The 23,235-nt window shown below is 46.6% G+C and carries 22 protein-coding genes; 2 read left to right on the top strand and 20 right to left on the bottom strand.

The genetic code is table 11. The annotated features are described in order from the left end of the window. Positions 1–31 precede the first annotated feature (31 nt). From DX130_RS16995 to DX130_RS16910, 17 genes are all read right to left on the bottom strand, one after another. Positions 32–1,945 carry a YcaO-like family protein gene (locus DX130_RS16995; RefSeq protein WP_116047441.1) on the bottom strand — a complete coding sequence of 638 codons (1,914 nt, stop codon included), beginning with the start codon at positions 1,943–1,945 and terminating at the stop codon, positions 32–34. Then, the gene (locus DX130_RS16990; protein WP_116047439.1) at positions 1,923–3,962 is read right to left on the bottom strand and encodes an insulinase family protein; all 2,040 of its coding nucleotides are present in this window, start codon (positions 3,960–3,962) and stop codon (positions 1,923–1,925) included. The genes DX130_RS16995 and DX130_RS16990 overlap by 23 nt, the downstream gene beginning before the upstream one ends. Next, on the bottom strand, positions 3,955–4,800 hold the full coding sequence (locus DX130_RS16985) for a hypothetical protein (RefSeq protein ID WP_116047438.1): 846 nt from the start codon (positions 4,798–4,800) through the stop codon (positions 3,955–3,957). Before DX130_RS16985 ends, DX130_RS16990 begins: the two co-directional genes overlap by 8 nt. A 16-nt stretch (positions 4,801–4,816) precedes the next feature. Beyond that, a complete protein-coding gene (locus DX130_RS16980; protein WP_116047436.1) occupies positions 4,817–5,512 on the bottom strand; it encodes a DUF5944 family protein in 696 nt (231 codons plus the stop codon). Then, entirely contained in the window at positions 5,484–6,233 is a 750-nt protein-coding gene (locus DX130_RS16975) for an ABC transporter permease (RefSeq protein WP_116047435.1), read from the bottom strand. Before DX130_RS16975 ends, DX130_RS16980 begins: the two co-directional genes overlap by 29 nt. Beyond that, positions 6,230–6,910, bottom strand: a complete 681-nt coding sequence (locus DX130_RS16970; RefSeq protein WP_116047433.1) for an ATP-binding cassette domain-containing protein — start codon at positions 6,908–6,910, stop codon at positions 6,230–6,232. Before DX130_RS16970 ends, DX130_RS16975 begins: the two co-directional genes overlap by 4 nt. Before the next feature lie 43 nt (positions 6,911–6,953). Beyond that, positions 6,954–7,139: a hypothetical protein gene (locus DX130_RS16965; protein ID WP_165861333.1), complete on the bottom strand. Its 186-nt coding sequence runs from the start codon at positions 7,137–7,139 to the stop codon at positions 6,954–6,956. A 159-nt stretch (positions 7,140–7,298) separates the two neighbouring features. Next, the gene (locus DX130_RS16960) at positions 7,299–7,895 is read right to left on the bottom strand and encodes a response regulator transcription factor (RefSeq protein ID WP_165861353.1); all 597 of its coding nucleotides are present in this window, start codon (positions 7,893–7,895) and stop codon (positions 7,299–7,301) included. Further along, positions 7,876–9,906 carry a sensor histidine kinase gene (locus DX130_RS16955; RefSeq protein WP_116047428.1) on the bottom strand — a complete coding sequence of 677 codons (2,031 nt, stop codon included), beginning with the start codon at positions 9,904–9,906 and terminating at the stop codon, positions 7,876–7,878. Before DX130_RS16955 ends, DX130_RS16960 begins: the two co-directional genes overlap by 20 nt. Further along, positions 9,903–10,811, bottom strand: coding sequence for a polyprenyl synthetase family protein (locus DX130_RS16950; RefSeq protein WP_165861332.1), 909 nt, complete (start codon positions 10,809–10,811; stop codon positions 9,903–9,905). Before DX130_RS16950 ends, DX130_RS16955 begins: the two co-directional genes overlap by 4 nt. Before the next feature lie 990 nt (positions 10,812–11,801). Continuing rightward, positions 11,802–12,200 (bottom strand): Na+/H+ antiporter subunit G, encoded by a 399-nt coding sequence (locus DX130_RS16940; RefSeq protein ID WP_116047424.1) that lies wholly within the window; start codon positions 12,198–12,200, stop codon positions 11,802–11,804. Further along, positions 12,184–12,465, bottom strand: a complete 282-nt coding sequence (locus DX130_RS16935) for a Na(+)/H(+) antiporter subunit F1 (RefSeq protein WP_116047422.1) — start codon at positions 12,463–12,465, stop codon at positions 12,184–12,186. Before DX130_RS16935 ends, DX130_RS16940 begins: the two co-directional genes overlap by 17 nt. After that, entirely contained in the window at positions 12,462–12,941 is a 480-nt protein-coding gene (locus DX130_RS16930; RefSeq protein WP_116047420.1) for a Na+/H+ antiporter subunit E, read from the bottom strand. The genes DX130_RS16935 and DX130_RS16930 overlap by 4 nt, the downstream gene beginning before the upstream one ends. A gap of 14 nt (positions 12,942–12,955) precedes the next feature. Continuing rightward, positions 12,956–14,431 (bottom strand): Na+/H+ antiporter subunit D, encoded by a 1,476-nt coding sequence (locus DX130_RS16925; protein ID WP_116047419.1) that lies wholly within the window; start codon positions 14,429–14,431, stop codon positions 12,956–12,958. Then, positions 14,424–14,762 carry a Na(+)/H(+) antiporter subunit C gene (locus tag DX130_RS16920; protein ID WP_116047417.1) on the bottom strand — a complete coding sequence of 113 codons (339 nt, stop codon included), beginning with the start codon at positions 14,760–14,762 and terminating at the stop codon, positions 14,424–14,426. The genes DX130_RS16925 and DX130_RS16920 overlap by 8 nt, the downstream gene beginning before the upstream one ends. Position 14,763: 1 nt before the next feature. Then, positions 14,764–15,186, bottom strand: coding sequence for a Na(+)/H(+) antiporter subunit B (locus DX130_RS16915; RefSeq protein ID WP_206098837.1), 423 nt, complete (start codon positions 15,184–15,186; stop codon positions 14,764–14,766). Next, positions 15,173–17,584 carry a Na+/H+ antiporter subunit A gene (locus DX130_RS16910; RefSeq protein ID WP_116047413.1) on the bottom strand — a complete coding sequence of 804 codons (2,412 nt, stop codon included), beginning with the start codon at positions 17,582–17,584 and terminating at the stop codon, positions 15,173–15,175. The genes DX130_RS16915 and DX130_RS16910 overlap by 14 nt, the downstream gene beginning before the upstream one ends. Before the next feature lie 124 nt (positions 17,585–17,708). On the opposite strand from DX130_RS16910, the gene DX130_RS16905 reads away from it, so the two are divergent. After that, positions 17,709–18,392 carry a universal stress protein gene (locus DX130_RS16905; protein ID WP_116047412.1) on the top strand — a complete coding sequence of 228 codons (684 nt, stop codon included), beginning with the start codon at positions 17,709–17,711 and terminating at the stop codon, positions 18,390–18,392. Between the two features lie 72 nt (positions 18,393–18,464). On the opposite strand, the gene DX130_RS16900 is transcribed toward DX130_RS16905, so the two are convergent. Further along, positions 18,465–19,028: a tyrosine-type recombinase/integrase gene (locus tag DX130_RS16900; RefSeq protein WP_116047410.1), complete on the bottom strand. Its 564-nt coding sequence runs from the start codon at positions 19,026–19,028 to the stop codon at positions 18,465–18,467. A 259-nt stretch (positions 19,029–19,287) separates the two neighbouring features. On the opposite strand from DX130_RS16900, the gene rnhA reads away from it, so the two are divergent. Beyond that, positions 19,288–19,932 carry a ribonuclease H gene (gene rnhA / locus DX130_RS16895; protein WP_116047408.1) on the top strand — a complete coding sequence of 215 codons (645 nt, stop codon included), beginning with the start codon at positions 19,288–19,290 and terminating at the stop codon, positions 19,930–19,932. Between the two features lie 141 nt (positions 19,933–20,073). Here rnhA and DX130_RS16890 read toward each other — a convergent pair whose 3' ends face one another. Continuing rightward, a complete protein-coding gene (locus DX130_RS16890; protein ID WP_116047407.1) occupies positions 20,074–22,491 on the bottom strand; it encodes an MMPL family transporter in 2,418 nt (805 codons plus the stop codon). 47 nt (positions 22,492–22,538) lie between these two features. Then, on the bottom strand, positions 22,539–23,162 hold the full coding sequence (locus DX130_RS16885) for a TetR/AcrR family transcriptional regulator (RefSeq protein ID WP_240644554.1): 624 nt from the start codon (positions 23,160–23,162) through the stop codon (positions 22,539–22,541). Between the last annotated feature and the right edge of the window lie 73 nt (positions 23,163–23,235).

Genomic DNA, 23,235 nt, shown 5'->3' with positions numbered 1-23,235 from the left:
ATCGCGGCGTCAAATCTGCATTTAATAATCGCTAAGGAAAGGGATGCGGGTAAGGATTAAGCGGCCCTGACCAGCTATACTTGTCACGGACAGCCTTCAGTCGTGCGGGATTCAGAAAGCGGTAGCGATGGGTGCCGTGAAGAGGCTGCAAGCCCGGAATGATAACTCTGGAGCACCAGGCTCCCAGTTGTTCAAGCTCCCGGTTTGTCATATCCACCCAGTACGCATCGTAACCGGCATGCTGCAACGTGCTGATGGCAAGCTTCAACCTTTCTTCATCGTCCTGCGGATCATTCTCTGTATAGTCAAAGGGCTGCTCATTTCGCGGCTGAAAGACATAGCCTTCGTTGAGGACGTAACCGGCCTCGCCACGCAGCTCTGGATGAATCGAATAAAATGCGGCATGCTTCTGGAAGCTATCTACCTTATTGAAGTCTTCTTTCAAGCCATACGTCTTATATTTCGCCGCTAGCATCTCTACATAAGAAATACCTTGCGCCGCTTCCAGAAAAGCTTTGGCTACGGCTTCTTTCCTCGTAAATCGAGTAGCTGCACCAACCATAAAACGTCCCGATTGATTATCGTGTATCGTCACCACAACGGTGGCAAAGAGTCGATCGAGCGTAATATCATAAGCCTGGCAGACACAATGCTCATCTAATTCCGCAGCATAATCGTCCAGGTAATCCTTCAGGTCGAGCCGCTCATTGGGCGGAAGCCGAAGAAACCAGCTGGAGGCAAAAGCATCCCTCTCCACGACTTCAAATATTCCGCTTAGAATGGATTGCGGCTGGCTTGCGCCAAGCGCCAATCCCGTTGAGATGGCAGGTGATATGCGTGTCTCACCACTCGCCGCTCGGTAGGGCAACTGCACCAATGCCGCCGGAACATACACTTCCTCGCCTGTCATTAGGCTGCGAGAGAGCAACCAATGGACTGATGCCTCCCGTGTAAAGGGACGGTAAGGAAAGCCGGCAGCTTCATACTGCTCTTGCGAAAATAAGATGAAGTCATCTGGATCCACAGCCTTCCCGCTCAGATCCTGCCATGCCGCAAGCTTCCTGGCGCTATCGAAGCATCCTGCGGCAAGCCGTTCAATGCTCTCTCCTACCGCCGAATAATCGGCATCGGACTGATGAAAGCCGGCTCCGCTATTCGACTGCGCGAACAAGTCGGGATGATAAGACGATAAATCGCTGGTCGTGCTGACGGAGATGAAGATATCCCGACCTTTGAATCGGAAGGATTCTGATTGCAGCTCCGATACAATGCCCAATCTGGCATCTACGGCATTCATCAAGTCCCTTTCTCCTTCGTGTGAAGCACTCGATAAACGGTTCACAAAGGTGTGACGGCTGGCTGCCCCTTGCTCGATAACCCATACGGTATCCGGTGACTGTTCATCCAATAATCGTGTTATGGCCTGCTCAATTTGACTGCGTTGACGATGAACATGCTCCTTGTTCACATAAAACAGTACATTCCCTTTGCCGCGCGAGCCGATCTTGATCTTGTCGGCGAGCAGCGGATTGTTGGAAGCCGCTTTTCTCACAAAAACGTCGTAATCGGCAGCTTTCTCCACCAGAGGGCCGACATAAATGGTGTCGCCATTCAGCAAAACCGGAATAACGGGCAGGCCGGACTCGGATGCAATAGCCCATACATTATGAAGCTCGTATGGAGAAATAATCGGGCAATACGCACCTTCCGTCTCGATCTCCTTCACCGCGGTGTTGCGCGTTTTCAGCGTATTTCGATGATTCAATTGCATCTTCTGCACAAGCTTCCCCCAGTACAAAGCTTCATCCGGGTCGAGCTCCGGCATCTCCTCCGCCGTAAGCTTATGAAGGATAGAGACCAGATAAGGGTCTCGCTGTATCCCCCAGATTTTGTCACTTGCATCAAATAACACACGTTCCTCTTCAGCCAGAATGCAGTTCAGCATTTCCTTCTACCTCCGTTTCCCATCTAATCGTTGAATTCATCAGCATCTCCGACACGAATGTGTGCATACTGTCAGGATGAACCCGATCAAGTTGATTCTTGTAGGATAAATAAGCGTCCATATTGCCTTCACACAACAAGTTCGCTGACATTTGAATCAGACTTTGCGCCGAAGCCCGATTGGACTTCTCCCGTTGGAGTCGGATTTTATCCTTGGCCTTCTCCAACATCGGCTGACTCAGCCCTTCCTGTATCTCCTCCAGCATCGCTCGGAAGCTCGTGCCTAATTCATTTCTGGCCTTTGGATCGGGACAATGAGCATACAACAGCATATAACCGAAATCGTACAGCTCTCTGGAGAAGAACGTATGACTGTATGCCTGCGATGTCTCTAGCGTAAGAGCCCGAAACATCTGACCGTCCATGCCGGACATAAGCGACCATAGGACATGAGAGAAATACTTATCTGGCGCAAAATAGCTGGTCCCTGGCCAAATCTCGATATATTCATGCGGCCCGATGAGAAACGGAGGGGCAGTATTCTCATTGCCGAACGCATGCGCTTTGTCGGCAGTATCTTTTGCCTCCATTCCAGCGTGATCCGTAGAGTCACTGTAAGCCTGACTGGCCTGGATACTGGTCACAACCGAGATGCCGTTCGATAATTGCTTTGAGAAACGCAAAGCCAATTCCTGATGCGTAACCTGCATCGGCTTACCGCCAATACGCCAATCGTTGTTGTGTACGTAGTAATCGCATACCCGCTGAACGCTATGAATTCTCGATTCCGGTACACGTTCGCTAACCATACATGCCTCCAGCTTCCCTGGTTCGAGAAAGAACAAAGCATGAAGTGCCTTCGTCACTCCGTTGCGGCTGCCTCGGATGAACAAACTAATCAGCCCCAACTCGCTGGATGCATAGATATCTGCGGTATGACCCGATTGCACATATCGCATTAGCGCCTTCGTCACTTTCCTGACATGTTGCCGAATAACCGGATCGGGACGAATCGATATCGCCGCATATTCCTGATCGTGATTTTCGTTCGTTAGTTGACACCAATGATGTGAACCAACTAAACTTATATGAAAAGTATGATTAATAGCTAAGCAGTTCCCTTCGGAAATCGTTTTGATCGATACTGCGCCTAATAATCTATTGATTTCCTTCCAGACAAATGCAGGTTGATCGTGAGCCAGCAGTCGTAGATGCTCGGTATTTGCTTCGGGATTACCGGGATATCCCCCAATAATTCGCTCAGCTTCCTTTCGATCGACATCCACTAATCGTTGTCTTGCTTCTAGACTTAACAGGAGTCTGCAGATGGACCCGCAATAATGAATGCTGACATGTTCTACTCCCAGCTGCCTGGCTGCGTACACCATCACATCATACAGCGCCTTGCGGTACTCATCTTCAGTAACTATTGCCTTGTGATCCAGAAAGTTGGCCGTCAGACGTTCCAGCTGCGCTCGTTCTTCCCGGCCGGAATGTACGAGTTCTAAATCGGGATAAGCGCGAAGCAATTGGCGGAATTGCGCATGGAGATCCTCCGGGCCTATCCCTTGCAAGGTGGTGGCGCTGCCCAGAACGGGATGCTCCAGAGAGGTGCCGTTCCATCGCTCGGTAAAATAAATCTGTCGGTTCCGATAAGCTAGGTCCTGCATTTTGTAATCCATCTCATTCAAGATTACCTGTTTCTCATCCTCCAGCAGATCAGCCGATAATTCGGCGCATGCCTCCAGCTTTGCCATATGATCGATAAAAGCGGAGTAGCATGACACAAACCTTGCACGACTCCCCTCCATTTTCAGGGTCAACCGTTCCTTAGAAGTCGAAGCATGAATCTCGCAGCCGTACCTGCTGCACAACTCAATCAAACTTACGTCTCCGGCCTTGGACTTGACCAGCATATGCTCCAGCAGATGCGTAATTCCTTCTTTGCCGCAAGGATCATCCTTGCTGCCAATAGGATACGACAGGGTAAGAGTGCTAATTGCCCTTCTATTACTCATGTCCTGTCCCGCCCCGCCCGCTTCTCAGGCTCTCCAGCAAAGCCGCGATGGTGGAGTATTGGGCGTGGAGATGCCGGCGTTTATCGCGTTCAGGGTAATGCCACACTCCACCGCAATAGGACTGGTCGATGTAGTGACCGAGAACGTCCAGTTGGACGCCGCGATAACCGTAATAATGAAGCGCCCAATACAATTCAGCTACAAGATCGCCCGAAGGATACGCAAGCACATATTGAATGTCTTCCAGCAAACTCGGGACGTTATGCTCCGAACTTTCTTTGGTCAAATAATCGGACTGAAGTAGAAAGTAATGGGTGTCCACATAGATTCGTTCTTCGGCGGTGCCCCCAGCTAGCTTGATATGTTCATAGGGAGAGAGATCAATATCTAGCGCCTCACAGAACTTCAGAGACATGTAGTCATACGTGAGCGAATAACCTCGCACCCGGGGAATGATCTCAAGCGCCATCTTCTTCAGCTCCGCATCGTCTGCGAACTTCGAATTCCCTGTGAGCTTTAAGTAGTAATGAAAGCCAAGTCGACAGAACAACAGCTGGCTTCTTTCATAAAATCTAGTAGTTCCCCCGGCAGCGTCACGTCCGCATAATCTGTCCATCAGTTCCTGCTCCAAGTAGTTCCGCCGAGCATATAGCTGAAGCATATCCTGATCAGATAGAATAGCATGCAACTGCTGCCGGTAACGAGCGAGCAGAACGTGAAGGAAATAGATTTCATCGAACTGATAATACATATCGTCTATGCCAGAGCAGCTATTCAGATACCGATGCAAGCCTGCTCCTATCCTCTCTTCCGTAACTGTAGCGGAGAAAGTCCCCATATCGATCCCCCCCTAGTTACACCTGAACGACATACTGTGTAATTAGCTTGTCGTGCTCGTCGGTCGCAATAATCATCCAGATTCCCGCGCACATATCCCGCCGCGACAAGCTGCTCTCATAAACCTCTGCCTGGTCGCTCGGCTGCGCTGCCAATCTGACATGCTGGCCCACGTTTTGCCAAGTATGCGTGATACCTCCTTGCCCTGCTCCCCGTACCGACGTTAGTGTCGATGTCCGAAACACGAGGCGATCCCCATCCTCCAGCAGTTCGCTGTCGCAGGCGGCCAAAGACAAGTCCTTCTCTCGGATCGGGTAGGCAACGACATGCTCGGCATTAAAGACGTAAGTAGCGGAACTGACTAGAAAACCGTTCTTATCGAAGAGCACCAGGTTGAAATACTCCTTCGGATCCCTCAGCTCGAACACCCATTCAATCGTAAACGTGGATGCTTCTTTAATAAATTCCAAGCCGTAATTTCGCTCCGGGAAGTACACCATCGCTTTTGTCAGAACCGGCGAGCTGCCCTTTACGTTATACAGTTCCAGTTCGCCTCTCAGGCGTACAATTCCCGGGCCCTCTCCAGCTAATGAGACTTGGAATGTACAGTTGACCTCGGCTTTATACTCACTGACCGATGCTTTCTCAAATACCCGCATCAGCTCACGGCTATGTTGAAAATCGCTATTTCTCAACTTGTGCAACAGTTTCATGCTTCGGACCACCTTTTTTGATTCCTTTGACAAGCACCGCCAGCACGGCCAGGAACAGAATGAGGAAGATGCCGCTGGCGCCGGCATTGCCGAGTATATCGATTTCTTGGCGCACCAATGCGTGACTCCACAGATTGTTGACGTAGTATAGCGGCGAAATCTGAGCTAATATCTTTAGAAACTCAGGACTCTTTTCGATGGGATAAAAGATGCCTGAGGTGCCGAGCAACCAGAAGTATACGGCCTGCGCCAAGCCTAACGCCGAATTTTGCGACTTCACAATCCATCCGCATAAGCTGCCCAGCAGCAGAAACAACAAGATCGAAATCGCAAGCGACGCTAGCAGCATTACCCCGTTCACGTCCAGCGTCACGCCGAGCGAAAATGTGCCGAGCACGATGACAAGCGCTGTCTGAATAACCAAGATGACGATACGGCTGAGGTAAAATCCGGTTAGCAGCTTTGTCGGGGACCCTTTCTTCGATATCAGATCCAGAATGCCTTGCTCACGATACTGGGCCAGTCGGTACGGCAGCGAGAAGATTATGCTCTGCAGGATGAACAGACTGACGAAACCCGGGAGCAGGAAGCTCGAAAACTCTTGAGACTTCACGAACAGGCTAAAGGCGATAATCAAAATGAGCGGGAACATCCAATCCCAGAACATTAAGTGCGGCATTCGCAAATCAGCTTTTAAGAAATTGATCGTTAGTTTTTTCAAATTGCCTCACATTCCTTTTCCAAAATTTCCATGATTTTATCTTCGTTCTTATCTGCCAGGTCAGGTGGCAACGCTGCCGGATCAATCTCGTAGAGTTTTTGGTTAGCAAGGAAGCAAATGCGATCCGCATACTTCAAGCTTTCGCTAATGTGATGGCTGATTGCAATGACCGTCTTCCCGGCGGCTGCATCACGCTGCAGCACCTCGCTGTAATACTGAGTCCGGGTCATGGCATCCAGCGCAGCATCCGCTTCATCGTACAATCGGATATCGTCATCGCTCATTTCCGTGATGGCCAGATACAGTCGCTGCTTCTCTCCGCCGGATAGCTTGCGCGCCACCTTGCTTTCAATCTCCCCCAGTGCAAACTTCGTTTTGACATCATCGTACTTCTTCCGGCTTTTCAGCAGCTCCAGAAAACATTCGATATTCTCCTTTACCGTCATATCCTCGAAGTATACAGGGGTCTGGCGATGTAAAATGACATCTCCTCCCGCCTGCACATGGCCAGTTTCCGGTTTCAGGTCTTGTGTGAGCAGGCGGAACAGCGTGCTCTTTCCCGCTCCATTCTTAGCGAGCAAAAAATATAGTCTGCCGGGATTGAACGTAAAGTTCACTTCATTTAAAATGGGTTGCGCATATCCAAAACTTATATTGGTCAGTTTCAACATCATCATTGCCCCTTTTAAGCTAGTAAATTTTGATCTGCGGCCTGGTAGATTACATCGGCCACTCGCCGCCTTTCATTGGCTCTATGATTTTCATCACCTTGGAATGATCTCTATTGTCGAACATCGATCCGAACTTTTGCATGAACGAGGGGGAAGCTGCAACTTGGAGGTCGGCTAATTGAAGTTGATCCCCTTTCATTTCTTGAATCAATTGCCACAATCCATCCTTCATCATTTCATCCTCCTTTGTTTTCTTGTTCTCAGTATACGCCGGGATTAGAAGGATCAAATGAGTATTTTGTGCATACTTTTCCAGTTCAAATTAAAAACTTGCCTATCCTGCCTCTGATCTAAACAAAAAGACAGGCATTCTCTCCGCCTGTCTTCCCATCCTTCACTTCATTGACTTTAATGTAACGCTGCCAAGCTCTATACCTCGAATGATCGCGGCTACCGTGGAATGGACGCCGAGCTTATCGTTTATCGTCTGCAGATGGTTATTGACCGTTCTTCTACTAATGTAGAGCCGATCCGCCACCTCCTGCTGCTTCAATCCCTCGGCTGTTAATTGTAGAATTTCCTTCTCCCGTTCCGTCAACGCCTCAACCTTGGAATCATGCTTAGGAAAAATGATCGCCCCTGCCGCGACTCGCTGAATCTGGTCGATCAGATCATGGATCGAGACGCTTTTGTTAATAAATCCTCGCGCTCCCATCTTAATGGCCTGATTGCAGTATTCGACCAAGTCATAGCCGGATAGAAATAGCAGCTTCTGATCGGGGAACCGCTGTAAAATGGTACGCGCCACCTCCAAACCGTTCACCTCTCCCATATGCACATCCATAAGGATGACATCCGGCTGTTTTATCTCCAGAATCTGAATCGCCTTGGATGTGTCCGTATACGTCTCGAACTTGCTGACAAGCCCTTTCATAGCAATTTCAAGGCTTTTGGCAAAAAGCTTATGATCATCAAACAGCATAATGTGCATGTCCACTCCCCGTTCCACCTTTCATCGGAATTTTGATATGAATATGCATGCCAGATCCATCGTTCCTCCTAATGGAGAACTCGCCGTGAACGAGCTTGGTCTCCTGCTTGATCGACAACAACCCGATATGGGACGTAACCGCGCCTTCCTTCCCGGCTCCGCCAAAGTCAAAGCCTATCCCGTCATCCACGACATCCAGCAGAATGAGCCGATCGTCCGTGACATTAAGCGAGACGACAATTTCATTCGCGCGCGCATGTTTGACCGCATTCTGAAGCAGCTCCTTCGCCGTTCTGAATACCATATATTGCAGTTCTTCGTCCACCTCCAGGTTCGGGTCCGATTCCAGCCTGATCCTAAGTTGCGGCTGCTGCACTGCCGCCGCCTTTAATTTGCCGCATAATACGCTCAAGCTTTGATACAGCCCCAGGTCCGCCAGCGTGGTTGGATAAATATCAAAAAGCTTCTCCCGAATGGACGCATTCAGCTCATTTAATGTATCCAGAAGCAGCTTCTGAATGTCTTTGTCCTGCGTGCTCATCGCCTCTGTCATGTTACGCGCGGCCAATATAATCTGCAAAACTTCGTCGTGAAGATAATAGGACAAACTTTTGCGAATATCCTCTACCTTCTGAACCAGCGATACATTGACATATTCCTCGTAGCTAATGCTAGGCAAATACAGAAACCTCTGCTGGTGCTCATGCAGAATTTCCGTCGTTTTCAAAATTTCGGATACCGTATCGGACAGCATGTTCAACGTCTGAATCTCTTTGTCGGTAAACTTGTTTCGATCTATCTTATGTCCGATAACCAGCCACCCGTTCACCGTTTTTTTGTAGGTTAGCGGAAAAGAAAGATAGGACGATTCTCGATAAGTTAATGAAGACATTTCATCCTTCAGCTGATTCAGATCAAACTTTTTGAGCGAAAATGGTTCAAACACACCGTTTTGCTCCAGTACATAACAGCGATTATTTTCTTTCCAAATAACGAGCGATCCGTCCAATGAGATCGTACGGTCAATAAATTGCCGGATCATATTGCTCAGGGTGCTAAGGTAATCGTCATAACTCATCTTCCGCAGAATTTCCTGCCGTTCCTTCTCCAGCCGTTCCTTTGTCTGGTTAAGCGCATAGAGTTGTCTCGTGGACAGGTATCCCTGCAGCAGCATATACCCGTAGATCAGCGTACTTGCGACTGCTATAAGCAGCAATGTCTGGGTTGGGGACAGCTCCATCGCATAGACGCAAAAGAAATAAAATAAGGTCATCACGCCGATGCCCAGCAGTGCCAGCTTCCCCAGCAGGCGATAGTTGAAGCTCACCTGCAAGCCGTTACGTTTGATCAGTAGATAAGCGACGACGATCGGCAGTGCGATGATGGTAAAGATCGAATAGGATTTCAGCTCACCCGGAATGAAGTTTCTCAGAAACGTATAGGAAGCGATAAACGGAAATAGCGAAATCGCAATCGAGATGTTCAGCACCTTGCGATCCTTCCCAAGCGCCTCCCGTTGCCTGGCATTGTAATGAATCGAAAGCCCGAAGCAAATGCATATCGCGAACAAAATATGAATAAACAGCACATAGCTCAAATTAGTTACGAAGCTGAGCAATGCGAATGAGGTCACTACCGTGGATATGAGCAGCAATGTGCTCCATTTGTAATAAAGCCGTTTCTTGGGGATATGGGTAAAATGAATATAGAACATAAATAGCACATTCGGTGCAAAGCTCATCAATATCCGGGCGATGCCATAGTACAAATAGTCTCGTCCGTTCAACAAAATGATGATCCAGGCGACCATATACATCATGAGAATAAACCATTTGACCGAAGACACGGCCGTTGTGTTCAAATAGACAAAAGTACCGATCACGATCAAGCATATGGCATACATCGCATCGAAGGTGAAATTGTACGGTCCTAAGCTCTGGAAATAAACAATAACCGCCGCCATCAACAAGGCATTGATGAGCAGCAAGCCTACCCATCGGTTATGACTCATGATTCACCTGCCAATCTCAAATAAGTCAGAAATTCATGCACAAGCACCCGATCCTCCGGGAAGTGAACGAGCAGCATGCGTGTGCAGGTTTCCTTGCACATTTCACGGATCAAGATACAGTATTCAAGCGCCCCGCTCTCTATGATGGCTTTCTTGACCTCTTCCATCGAGCATCGCCCCTCCGCAAATGAAGCGTACAGCGCCTTTAATTCCGCTCTCTTCGATTCATCGGCGTGGTCCATCGCTTTCAACAGCGGCAGAGTAGGCTTCAGCCTCGCAATATCGCTTTTCCGTTCATCGAACACGGCATGAAGATCGTTCCCGATCTGCAGCGCGATGCCCGCATGCGTAAAAAACTCCTCCCAGAATACCTTCCTATCCACATCCGCTACCGCAGCTACATACTTAAGCACACCTACTGTTTTGGGCAAAATCTCATTGTAATACAACTTCTCGCTCATTCCGTCCAGCACGGTCCGATTCACATCTACCCATTCCCCTGACAAGGCACTCTGCAAGTAGCCGTAGCCCTCTTCACCAGGTGACAGGTCGTGCAAATTCTTAAGCGACTCGAACATTAAATCGGTAATCAGTATAATGGCGTTGCTCCTGCCTATATACTCTTCCAATTCGACATTGTCCCCATCTAGCACATCGTCCATAATTTTGGATGCCAAACAAAGCAGTTCAATATTCGCTGCCGCCTCAATGCTGGCCGGGGTTATTGACTCTCTCTTAAAAGAACGTAGATATAAATATAGAATTCCCCAGCTGAACTGTTTCATACGATGTGGCAAATTAATGACCGTCAGCAGCTCACTGCCATCATTTTTGTTATACTTGTGAAATAGTGTCCGTCCCTGGATGTCTAAGATAATATCCTCGACTACGGCCGCTGTTTCCATGCCATCCCCCTTCTTCAATCCTAGTGGTCTAATTCTACCAAACCATATGTACAAGTCTGTAATCCGCCAACATAAACCATCCATAATTGGAATTATAAAGGATTTTAATACTCTTATGGTATTCTTCTATATAGCGAACGTCAAGATCAATTACATAGGTGTCGTAAAATACTTTAATACCTTTCTAACGTTGGGAGAAACGATCTATGAAAACAAAGCTTTCCTCAAGGGAGATCATGCTGGGCTGTATTTCTCTTATTATTGGACTTCTATTTCTAACCTCGCGCTTTATTCGCATAGGGGATTCGACGACTCTTACTCTAATCAACAAAGGATCAGGGACTCTAATCTGGTTGATTTTCATTTTGATTTCTTTGTATTTGTTGAGACAACCAGCCAAAAAAATGTACGGAAGCATCCTCCTTATCCTTTCTCTCATCTTTAGTGTCGCTTATCTATTTGATTTCATCCGATTAGCAATTTAAATCCCGTCGTTTTTAGCCATTCCTACAAACAAAAAAAGCGGCCAATTATGGTCGCTTTTTATTTACCCAATTTGATTTAAGTAGCATGAATATCGTTGCTGAGCAGGATCATCCCTTTAACATCCGCACCGCGAATGCCGTTCATACCCATATCGCGAATTCAACCCAAATTACGATGAATGGCTCTAGTGAAAGATTCATTCCGCTAATTTAATTTTAACTTCATGAATGGAAAGGCTATGATCATTTTCTCGATATGCTTCCCCTCGCTTAAGAAACTTCGGATCTATGATATTCTCAATCTGGCTAAGCTTCATTATGATCACCCTGTTTTTTATCTTTAAATCTTTCTCTATACAACCCAGTTTAACAAAGGTCAGGCAATAACTAATTTTTGAAATGAGAAAATCGATGTACCCAAGTAAAAAGCTATCCGTATGACTTCAAAAAAAAAAGAGTACCCTATGGATACTCTCTTGTCCAATTTCAATGAAGTTCGTTTTCTTTATTTTACTTGATCCGTAACAAAGTTGGCCTTCTCTTCTGCCTTAAGGATCTCTTTCTCCCTATAATAGTCCTTCAATTCATCTTGTGCGCTCTGCTCGGCTAGCGGCACCTTGTGTCGGTAAGCGGCCCGGCAGATCACATGGGCGGCCACTGGAGCTGTCAGAAATACAAAGAAGATTCCCAAGATGAGGCGGATGCTGAAGAAACCGTCAGTAATTAAAAAATACAGCAAGGTTCCAACGAGCGCACACAATACGCCGAGCGTAGAACTTTTAGATGCAGCATGAGATCTGGTATACACATCGGGCAAACGCACATTCCCTATCGCGCTGATCAAGCTGAATATAGCGCCAATAAGGATGAGAATCGCCCCGATTACTTCACCGCTTCCGCTCAATCACAACACCTCTTTCAATAAATCTGGCAAAGGCGATCGTACCAATAAAGGACAAGATTCCGATCAATAAGATAAGATCAAAGAAGGCATGAGTGTGCAGCAGCACAGAGAACACGGCAATACTGGCGATCAGATTTATACCGACCGAATCCAGCGCTATCACTCGGTCCGCACTGGACGGTCCTTTTACAACCCGATATAAATTGGCCAGGATGGCCAGCATTAATATACATAATGCAGTAATTAACACCGTCTCAAATATCATTTTCTCGTCACATCCTTTATCGCCTTTTCAAAAACAGATATTGATTTTAATACAGATTCCTTGGACTCAGGCATGTTCAGACCGTGAACGTACATCGCCTTGGAATCAGGGGTGACCTCCATGATGACCGAGCCTGGTGTTAAGCATATTAATAAGGACAGGAGCGTAATTTCCAAATCCCCCTCCAGATCCGTTTCTACCTTAAAAATGCCCGGCTTGACATCAATTTTAGGACGGAGTACATGCTTCATCACCGCCATCGCAGAAATATTCAGCTCATGGATAAACAGAATGAACAGCTTGCCGATTGCAGCTAGCGAGAATAGATAAAACCGTTTTTTAAAGAATCGGCGGATACATAGTAAAATAAACAGACCGACTAAGTAACCGCTAAAAAAGTTTAATATGGTCATTTCCTCTTTCAGAAACATCCACAAGTAAGCAATGAATATGTTGAGTAGCACCTGAACGGGCATAGCTGTTTCCCCCTTTATTCAAACACGGCTTGAATATATAAATTTGGATTCAGCAATTCCTCCGCAGCTTGAGCCACATAACCCGTAATCGCCTCAGCGCCGAATCCAAGGGCAACACTAGCCAACGTCAATAGAGCGATCGGAAACAACAAGCCTTTCGTCGTCCCCTTCTCCTCTTCTACACTCAGAATCGTTTCACCCCAAAAAGCGTTCATAAACAGTTTGATCATCGAGTACAGAATGAGCAAGCTGGCCACTAGCCCGATTACACCCAGCCAGTAATAACCGGCTTCAAAGACGCCTTGCGTCGTAAATACTTTGCCAAGAAAACCGCTTAACGGAGGAATTCCAACCATGGACAATGCCGCGATGAAGAACATCCAGCCTAATTGGGGGTGAAGCCGAATCAAGCCGCTAATATTCTTCAAGTTGCTTGTACCCGTGAGATGAACAATGGTTCCCCCAATCATAAATACAATCGCTTTAATCAAGATGTCGTGAATCAAATAATAAATAGAACCCGTTAGGCCGGCAGATGTGAAAGAGACAAGTCCAGCCATAATAAATCCGACACTTATGATTACATTGTAGGTTAATATTTTTCTCAAATCCGAAAAACCACTCGCCCCAAGTCCGCCTAAAATCATCGTTATTGCGGCTAATATCCCGATAAACAAATGGGTAATCTGAGGCTCATGATAAAAGATGAGTGTAAACATTCTGAAAATGGCATATATCCCTACCTTAGTGAGTAACGCAGCGAAAATAGCAGCGATTGCCGTTGGCGGTACACTATACGATCCGGGTAGCCAGAAAAAGAGCAGTAATCCCGCCTTCATGGCGAAAACGATCAGGAATACGATTGAGACAGTGGTTATTAGCCCGTCTTGGCCAACCTCTGCGATTCTGATCGATAATTGAGCGAGGTTCAAAGTGCCTGTCATCGAGTATAAATAAGCAACACCAATCAAGAAAAACGCCGATGCAATAATGTTCGTAAAAATATACTTCAGCGACTCGCGAAGTTGCCTCTTGGCTCCCCCCAATGTGATTAGTACATAGGAAGCAACTAGAAACAATTCAAAACAGACATATAAATTAAACAAGTCCCCTGTCAAAAACGAACCGTTGACACCTGCGATCAAGAACAAAAATAAAGGATAGAAATAAAGTTTTTCTTGCTTTCGTCCAATGGATGAAAAGGCATAGATCAGGCAGCATACCGAGACAATAGAGGCAGCCAGCAGCAATAAAGCGCTGAACATGTCACCCACTAAACTAATACCATAAGGCGCTTCCCAACCGCCCAGCTGTAAAGATTGAATCCCGCCATCTCTGATCTGATTCATCAATAGAACCGAAATGACAATGGTGGCTACCAATGCAACCAAACTAAGAATCCGCTGAAGCATTACATTTTTCTGGAATACAATGAGGACCATTCCAGTCAACAGAGGAGTGATAATCGGTGCGATCAATAAATTATTCATGCTCATCTCCCCTTAATTGCTCCATATCATCCGTCCCGAAGCTCTGATAGGCGCGGTAACATAAAACAAGTACTACCGCTGTCACGGCAAAATTAATGACGATCGCAGTTAAAACCAATGCTTGAGGAATGGCATCCGTAAAGCCCGCGGCTTTCTCTCCCAGCAGAGGTGCACTCCCCGTCTTCAGACCGCCGGAAGTAATGATCAATAAATTGACCGCATGACCCACAATCGATATACCGAGCACAATCCGCAGCAATTGCTTGGATAGAATCAAATAGGTTCCAATGGATACTAAAATACCGACAAGTATGACCATGAGTGTCTCCATATTAGCGGTCCTCACTTATGCTTAAAATAATATTGACTGCGGTGCCTATAACAGCCAGAGCGACTCCGGTATCAAAAATCAAAGCAGACGCGAGCTCGGTAGTCCCGAATATAGGCAAATCACGATAACCAAAGGCCTGGGTTAAAAAAGGTTGGCCGAATACTACGCCCGCCATCCCGGTTCCAATCGCAATCAATACGCCGATCGCCGCAAGCTTTTTGAAATCAACACGTATATTTTCCCTTACCTTCTCGATTCCAAAAGAAAGATACAGCAGGACAATGGCTGATGCCATACTCAATCCCCCAATAAATCCCCCTCCTGGATGATGGTGACCATTCATAAATAAATATATCGAAAAGGTCAATATGATCACAGCAGCCACTTGAGTTACACTTTTTAAAATGACATCATTCGGTTTCACGTTGTTCCCTCCTTTTGGAACGCTGATGAACCAATACATACACACCTAGCCCAGCAATGGCAAGCACGGATATTTCCAGCATTGTGTCGAAACCACGGAAATCCACTAATATCGCGTTGACAATATTTTTGGCGCCCGCCAGCTCATAGGCATTTTCAAAAAATGATGAAATTGGTTCAAATAATTTATGTCCATTTGCGGACAATGCCAACAGAGTCACCGTTAAACCCATTGCAATCGATATGATCAAGTTCGTCAGCTTGAAAGGAACACGCTCGATCCTTTTCTCAAGCTTCGGTAAATGGTAGAAGCATAGCAGGAACAGAACCGTTGTCACCGTCTCCACCACCATTTGCGTCAAAGCCAGGTCAGGCGCTCTAAAGATGACAAAGAACATAGAAACCATATAGCCTAACGCACCTAGCGCAGCAATAGCCATGATTCGATTGCCGGCAAGTAAGACGGTAAGTGCGGCGATCACCATCCCGAGCACAAGCCCGGCATCAAAAATACTGATTACTGCATCATTGGAGGTATCGAACTGGATACCATGTTGCAGCAGAAGCGAGCTCAGCAATACAATGACGAAGAAAGAGAAAATATAGATCAAATAATGTCTGAGCGAGCCTGTCATATACCGATTCGTCAGAGATGCCGAGAGCTTCTCCGTACCTGACAAGCCCTGATTGTACCAATGATTCAACGTTAATCCCTGCGGATAATTTCGCAAGACCTGTATCCACCGCTTCATTGTTTTGAAGAGAAGGAAGCCGATAACAATGACACCGATCGTCATTAGAAGCTCCATGTTCGGCCCATGCCATGGACTAATTTTCAGGTCGTATGGAGAAATCGGCATCGTAGGCAAAATAGCGGTTAATGCCGGAGTTAGAATATACTTTCCTAATACATTCGGGAAGAAGAAAATCAATATCACGAGTAATGCCAAAATGGCTGGAGAAAACAGCATACCCCAAGGCGCTTCATGCACTTTTCGTGTCAGTTTTTCAGGGCGATATGTTCCTCCAAAGGTTTTGAATACAAAAATCAGGCAGTAGACGAACGTAAATATACTGGCTACCCAAGCAATGATTGGGAATAGAATACCGATGTTACTCAAACCGAAAATACCGGATTGAGATACGTCATTCACCGCCGCAAAAAACATTTCCTTACTTAAAAAACCATTAAACGGCGGTAATCCCGCCATAGATAAGCCGCCAATTAAAGCGATCGTGAACGTGATCGGCATCACTTGCATCAAACCGCCTAAATAGCGAATATCACGCCGTCCTGTCTCATGGTCAATAATACCTACAACCATAAACAAACTTCCTTTAAAGGTCGAGTGATTGAAGAGATGGAACAGAGCGGCAAATGTAGCTACCGTAAAGACAGTACCACTATCACCAGGTCCAAAATAGATCGCTAAGGAACCGATCCCAAGCAGACACATGATTAATCCCAATTGGCTAATTGTAGAATAAGCTAACATCGCCTTTAGATCCGTCTGTCTCAGCGCGGTCAAAGAACCGTAAAGCAAGGTAACGAGACCAATGCCGGCCACAAGCCAGAACCACACGGAGCTTCCACCGAAAAGCGGAGTCATGCGAGCCACTAAATAAATGCCAGCCTTGACCATCGTAGCCGAGTGGAGGTAGCTGCTCACCGGGGTTGGCGCCTCCATCGCATCCGGCAACCAAATGCCGAACGGAAATTGCGCGGATTTCGTAAATGCGCCTAGCAAAACACATAGCATGGCAGGAATGAACAACGTATGGCCTTGGATGACATCCAGATTAGCGATCATTTCCCGAATACTGTACGTATCCGCCATCATGATCAGCATAATAAATCCGGCTAACATGCCGAATCCGCCTAGGACAGTAATGAGCATCGCCTTTAAGGCGCCTTGGCGAGAACTCTTGCGCTCGTACCAATAGGATATTAATAAGAAGGAAGAGACGCTCGTTAACTCCCAGAACCCGTACAGGACTAAGAGGTGATCCGAGAATACCAACCCCAGCATGGCACCCATGAACATAAGCAAATAGACATAGAAGCTATGGAGAGCCTCACGAACCTTGGACATGTAAAAAATGGAATAAATAATAACCAATGTACCGATTCCGCTGATGAGAAGACCAAATAACAGGCTAAGCCCATCTACGTAGGAGGTAAAATTCATATCCAGGGACGGAATCCAAGATAATGTGTATTTATAGGTGTTCCCAGCCGCAACTCCAGGTATATACTGTAGCAAATAGATAAAAATAGATAGTGGTACGAGTAAAACAAACCATCCCGTATGTACTCGGCGATTCAAATACTTATAAAGTAAGGGTACAAGCATTGCACTGATCAACGGGAGAAAAATAAATGTATAGAATATAGTCAAGCGTACTCCTCCTTATTCGACTTCTGCTTCCTTATCTACGTATTGACTCTTCGCGTAACATCAACTATAGTCTTACATAGTTTAACCAAGACCTACTATTTAGTATTGAGGTGAAATATTTAAAATGAACAACGTGTATAATGAGAGCATACTTGTTTGCGTTTATTATGGTCCCAATGGCGAAAGACTAATCAAGCGCGGTTGTGCAATCGCTAATATGATGAAATCTCCGCTATATATATTGACCATTGATCCCAAGCCGTTCGACGAGCTTGATGCCGAAAAATTATTTTATATCGAACAATGGAAAGAATATGCCCACTCTCATGCAACGGCTCAATTTATTATGAAGGACAATGAAAGCCGCCCTGTCTCTAAGGTCATTGCAGAAGTAGCCAGAGATAACAACATTACACAGATCATTCTTGGTCAGACGGCGCACAGCCGGTGGGAACAAATTACGAAGGGATCTATTATTAATTCCTTAGTACGCGAGATCCCATTTGTCGATCTGCATATTGTTTCCGTTGCCCGTTATATTCGGGATGAAGAAGGTATTTATGAAAAAGGAGTCCGTGCTTATTTGGTCAAAGATGGGGAGCACTATAAGCTGAGCTTCAATCATGAAAAACATACCGAATATGAGGGCATTTTCTTCAAAGAAGTCGATACAGATTTCGATAACGGAATTTTCCGTTTTATGAAGGACGCCGCAACTTTACACGTGCTCGTTAGTGACGGGATGGTCACTGAATTAAAAAACGTAGATATTTCTACAGCAATGGGTCTAGACGACTCTGTCGAATAAAGGTTAAAGAAACTCTCCCTCTTCGCATGCTCTATGCGGAGAGTTTTTTTATGCCTTCAAAACAGGAACCATTTACAAATTAACATCTACTTGAATGGGTTTCTTCTCAGCCCTGTCGATTCCCAAATACTTTAGCGTTTCTGCGGTGGAATGATGATGAAAAATCGACTTTAAGATGGAGATGGCCACTCCCCTATAATACGCATGGTAACCAAACGTCTTTCTCAGCGTATGTGTTCCGATTTTCTCAGAAATGCCTACCTCCCTTGCCGAGTGGTTTATAATTCTATACGCTTGCTGGCGGGTAATGGGACGACAATCCTTTTTGGATTTAAATAAATAATCCTCAGGTTTCCAATTGATGTTAGATAAGTGCTCGGTTAGTATCTCTGCAATTTTGCTGTTCAAGTAATGAGCCTTTTCTTCTCCTGTCTTCTCATCCTTAGTGTAAAGAAACGATTTAGCTTTCTGGCCATCCCAAACGTCCTGTACCGTAAGATTCAGTAAATCAAGGAGACTAATCCCCGTGTTAATGCCCAGCACAAAAAGTAACAGGTCCCTTATCGAGTGTTTTCTCAACTCTTCTTTCATCGCTTGAATGGTTTTCAAGTCCCGAATCGGATTAACAAATTGCACAGAGAATCCCTCCGAATAATGTTACTTAATTTAAGGTTAACAGATATTAAGTAACATCACAATAAGAAAAACACGAACTGCAGCAGTTCAAAACCACTTTTTCTTCCTACGGCTAATCTGCTCCGGCGACATGAACATGTCCAAGTACAGAATGATGGAGGAATGATTAGTTCCTTTACTATTCAAAATAATAAAGGAACTAAGCAGGCCTCTATCGAAGTTTATACCTTTCGAATTATGAACCAAGAAGGTGACGAAGATGGCAAAACAAAAATACTATGTCGTTTGGGCCGGGCATAAACCGGGTATCTATAAGAGTTGGGCTGAATGCCAGGAACATACGAATCATTTCACAGATGCGAAATATAAATCATTTGGCTCTAGTGAGGAAGCCGAGAAAGCCTACCGGGATGGATGGCGGCTTCACTGGGGACAGAAAAGCGCAGATAAACCCGTTCGGAAGAAGTCTGCTGTAATTGGACAGGATATCGTAGAGGAAATTGATTGGGACAGCATCAGTGTCGATGTCGGCTGCAGCGGCAATCCGGGGATTGTGGAGTACAAGGGCGTACATACACAAACAGGCGAGATCCTCTTCTATCACGGCCCTATCGCAAAAGGAACCAATAATATCGGGGAGTTCATTGCGATCGTACACGGACTGGCCTATCTTCAACAAAAGGGAAGCAATCAGACAGTGTACTCTGACTCTAGAACCGCTCTTAGCTGGCTCAAAAAGAAAAGCATCAACTCCAGTCTTGTGCGAGACGCTTCCACAAAGGAAATATGGGAGCTGGCCGATCGAGCGATAAGATGGCTTGAGTCCAATACTTACAACAACAAAGTACTGAAGTGGAATACCGAAGTCTGGGGCGAGATCAAGGCAGATTTTGGCAGAAAATAATCTATCACAAGGTTGATCCTTCGCACGAACCTCCAACGTCAAAACACCTCCAAGGTAGAATCCATGTCTCGCGACAGGTACTCAGACCCTTGAAGGTGTTTTTCATTGCTTTATTTTTTCTTTAACTCAGCGTCCCTTTGCTTAACGAGACCGCTTCGGCACTGAAGCCACTTTGGCTAATCCTTCTCCCTGGGACTTCAGCTCAGCAATAAGTTTATCGCCTTCAACGTCCAGGTTAGGGAGCATACGGTCCAGCCATTTTGGCAGCCACCAAGCTTTGTCGCCGAATACTGCCATAACGGCAGGAACCAGCGCCATTCGAATAATGAATGCATCAATCAGGATACCGATTGCCAGTGCAAAACCAATCTGTTTGATCATAATATCATGGGCGAAGATAAAGCCTGCAAATACAGATACCATGATGACAGCTGCCGCTACGACAACACGACTTGCTTGATCATACCCGTCAATGACGCTCTTCGTACCATGATGGCCATGTACGTAGGACTCACGCATAGAACTAACCAGGAACACCTGATAATCCATGGCAAGACCATATAGAATGCCAGTAACCATAATCGGCATAAAGCTAAGCAGCGGACCGCCTGTGTCAAAGCCGAAGAGCGAGTGCATCCAGCCCCATTGGAATACGGCTGTCGTTACCCCGAATGTGGCAAGTACGCTGAGGAGGAAGCCGACAGTCGCTTTAATGGGCACGATAATGGAGCGGAAGACGAGCAACAAGATAATAAGCGAGAGAATGACGATAATGCCCACGTAAAGCGGGAATACCTCTGCCAGTCTTGACGACATATCAATATTAATCGCTGTAAATCCAGTAACGCCAAGCTTGATATTATGAGCTTGCGCCATTCCGGAGTCAGAAGCGCGAAGCTCTTGAACCAGGTTCCTGGTCTCTACATCGGTTGGTCCGGTCTTGGGAATAAGGCTAATAATCGCCATATCGCCCGTTTGGTTCATACCCATCGGCATGACTAACGATACATTGTCGTGCTGCTGCAGCTCATGAATCAACAAACCAAGCGTCTCTGGCGATAGCGTTTCCGAGGAACCTTGAGGCTCGGCGACCAGAAGCAACGGTCCGTTGAAGCCTTCGCCAAATCCATCCGAAATCGCGTCATAGCTTTGACGTGCCGGGGTATCCAGATTCGCCGTTGCGCCGGAGGGGATACCCATCTCCATCTTCGCTACCGGAAGCGCAGCCGCTCCAAGGATAACGATTACACCAATAATAATGACCCAGCGGCCTTTCACAACAGAGGTTACCCAGCGCTGTGCAGCCCCATTCCGAGGCTGTTTTGCCGCTTCCCTGCTCTTCGCACGAGCTTTTTCCGAACAGATCCGTTCACCTACAAAGGATAGCAATGCCGGCAGCAAGGTTAGCGCAACCAGCACATTGACGAGAACGGCCACTGCCGCTACAAGCGCCATGGCAGACAAGAAGCCAATGCCAATGACCAGCATGCCGCATAACGCAATAATAACCGTTAATCCGGCAAAAAAGACGGCACTGCCCGCGGTTCCTACTGCACGGCTCGCCGCTTCCTTAGCGCTAAGCCCCTGCTCCAGAATCATACGGCGCTGACGATTGACGATAAACAGCGAATAGTCGATCCCGACAGCGAGGCCTACCATAAGCGCCAAAACCGGCGTAAGATCGGTCATGTGGAACATTTTCGAGAAAGCATATGCTCCCCCTACACTAATGCCAACGCCCATAAGAGCAGTCAGCAACGGCAGTCCGGCTGCAACTACGGAACCAAGTGTCATAAACAGCACAACCGCAGCAACGGCAATACCGATAGCTTCCGTAGAACCAATTGCAGGCTTGCTCATCAACGAGTCGCTTGGCAAGGCTTGAATGCCTGTGCTCTCTACAGCTTTAGCCGCCTCAATGACGGAATCCGGAACCGAATCCGGCAGTGACATCTGCTGAACCGTGAATTGGAATTGGAACAGGGCTACACTGCCGTCGTTTGCGAGCATGACGCCTGGAACCGGCATTCCGTTGACCATAAGCGGGCCGAATGGAGGCAGCTCGCCAGCTGTTGCTCCCCCATTCTGGACAGCTTCACTTCCCTGTACTGCACCCTCTCCGGCAGCATCACTACCTTGCGCAGCACCCGCTCCCTGTGTTGCATCCCCTTGAGTTGCTCCTGCACCTGCGGCTGTGTCACCTGCTGAGACTCCGGCTTTCTGAGCCAATTCAATGGGATTGATGACGTATTCCAAGTTATATACCTTATTAATAGCTTCAATAATGGAGGCTAGACGCTCCTCCGTATCCAAGCGCTCGCTTTGAGGTGCCTTGAATAAGATACTTGCTTGTCCGCCAGACGCTTCCGGCAATTCTTCCGCCAGTTTGTCTAGCACCTTCTGAGACTCTGTTCCTTCTATTTTCATGTCGGAAGTGACATGAATACCGTTAACCCCGAGAATCGCAAGCACAACCCCGAGAATTGCAATCCAACTGATAACAAAGGTCCAAGGCTTGGTATATGCGGACTTGCCTAGTTTGTACAAGAATGTGGACATGGGCTCATGTTGCTCCTTTTCATACTGTAATCACGAATAACAATAGGTTAGAGACCTTTACGCAAATAACTGAACATAGTATCCAAATAATGCTCGAACGTTACGGCATCGGCAGTATCGACGGTTGAATGTTTCGGGAATAATACATTCACGTTGCCGTCAAGCAATGGCATAATGGCTCCGTAGACCGCTCCCGTTAGAAGATGGGTATAGCCTTCCGGATAACGTCCGCGAGACAGGTAGTTTAGCATCTCCTGCGCACTTTTTTGCAATTCATGAAGAGCGCTAAGCATATACGGCTCAAGCGTTGGATACTTCTTCGATAGTGATACAAGCTGCTGCAATTTGTGGATATGCTCCGTTGTCATTTGCATTTTCAATAATTGATACATAATGTCTAACGGGGACATCCCCTCGTCCAATGCCTCAATCCATGCAATAACCTCATCTGCTCCTTTAAAGTTAACGGCTGCTGCAGCTGCCGCCACTGCTTCTTCTTTGCAGGAGAAATAGTTGGCGAACGTCCTTCGAGAATAGCCTGCCTGTTGAACGACCTCTTCAACGATGAAACCATCGAGCCCCTTCTCAAGTGCGAGAGAAAATGCTGCATCGGCAAGCGCACTCGCGGTTGCTTCTCTTTTGATATGGCGAAGACCTGGTTTGTTCATCATATTCCAGCTACGTGTACACTCCTTTTCAAGATCATCATAATAATTGTATACATGATTGCTCCTCCCTTTCATT

Source organism: Paenibacillus paeoniae, from assembly GCF_003388735.1.
Taxonomy (GTDB): domain Bacteria; phylum Bacillota; class Bacilli; order Paenibacillales; family Paenibacillaceae; genus Pristimantibacillus; species Pristimantibacillus paeoniae.
Note: the sequence above shows the minus strand (reverse complement) of the source record. Positions and strands in the feature narration are given on the sequence as shown.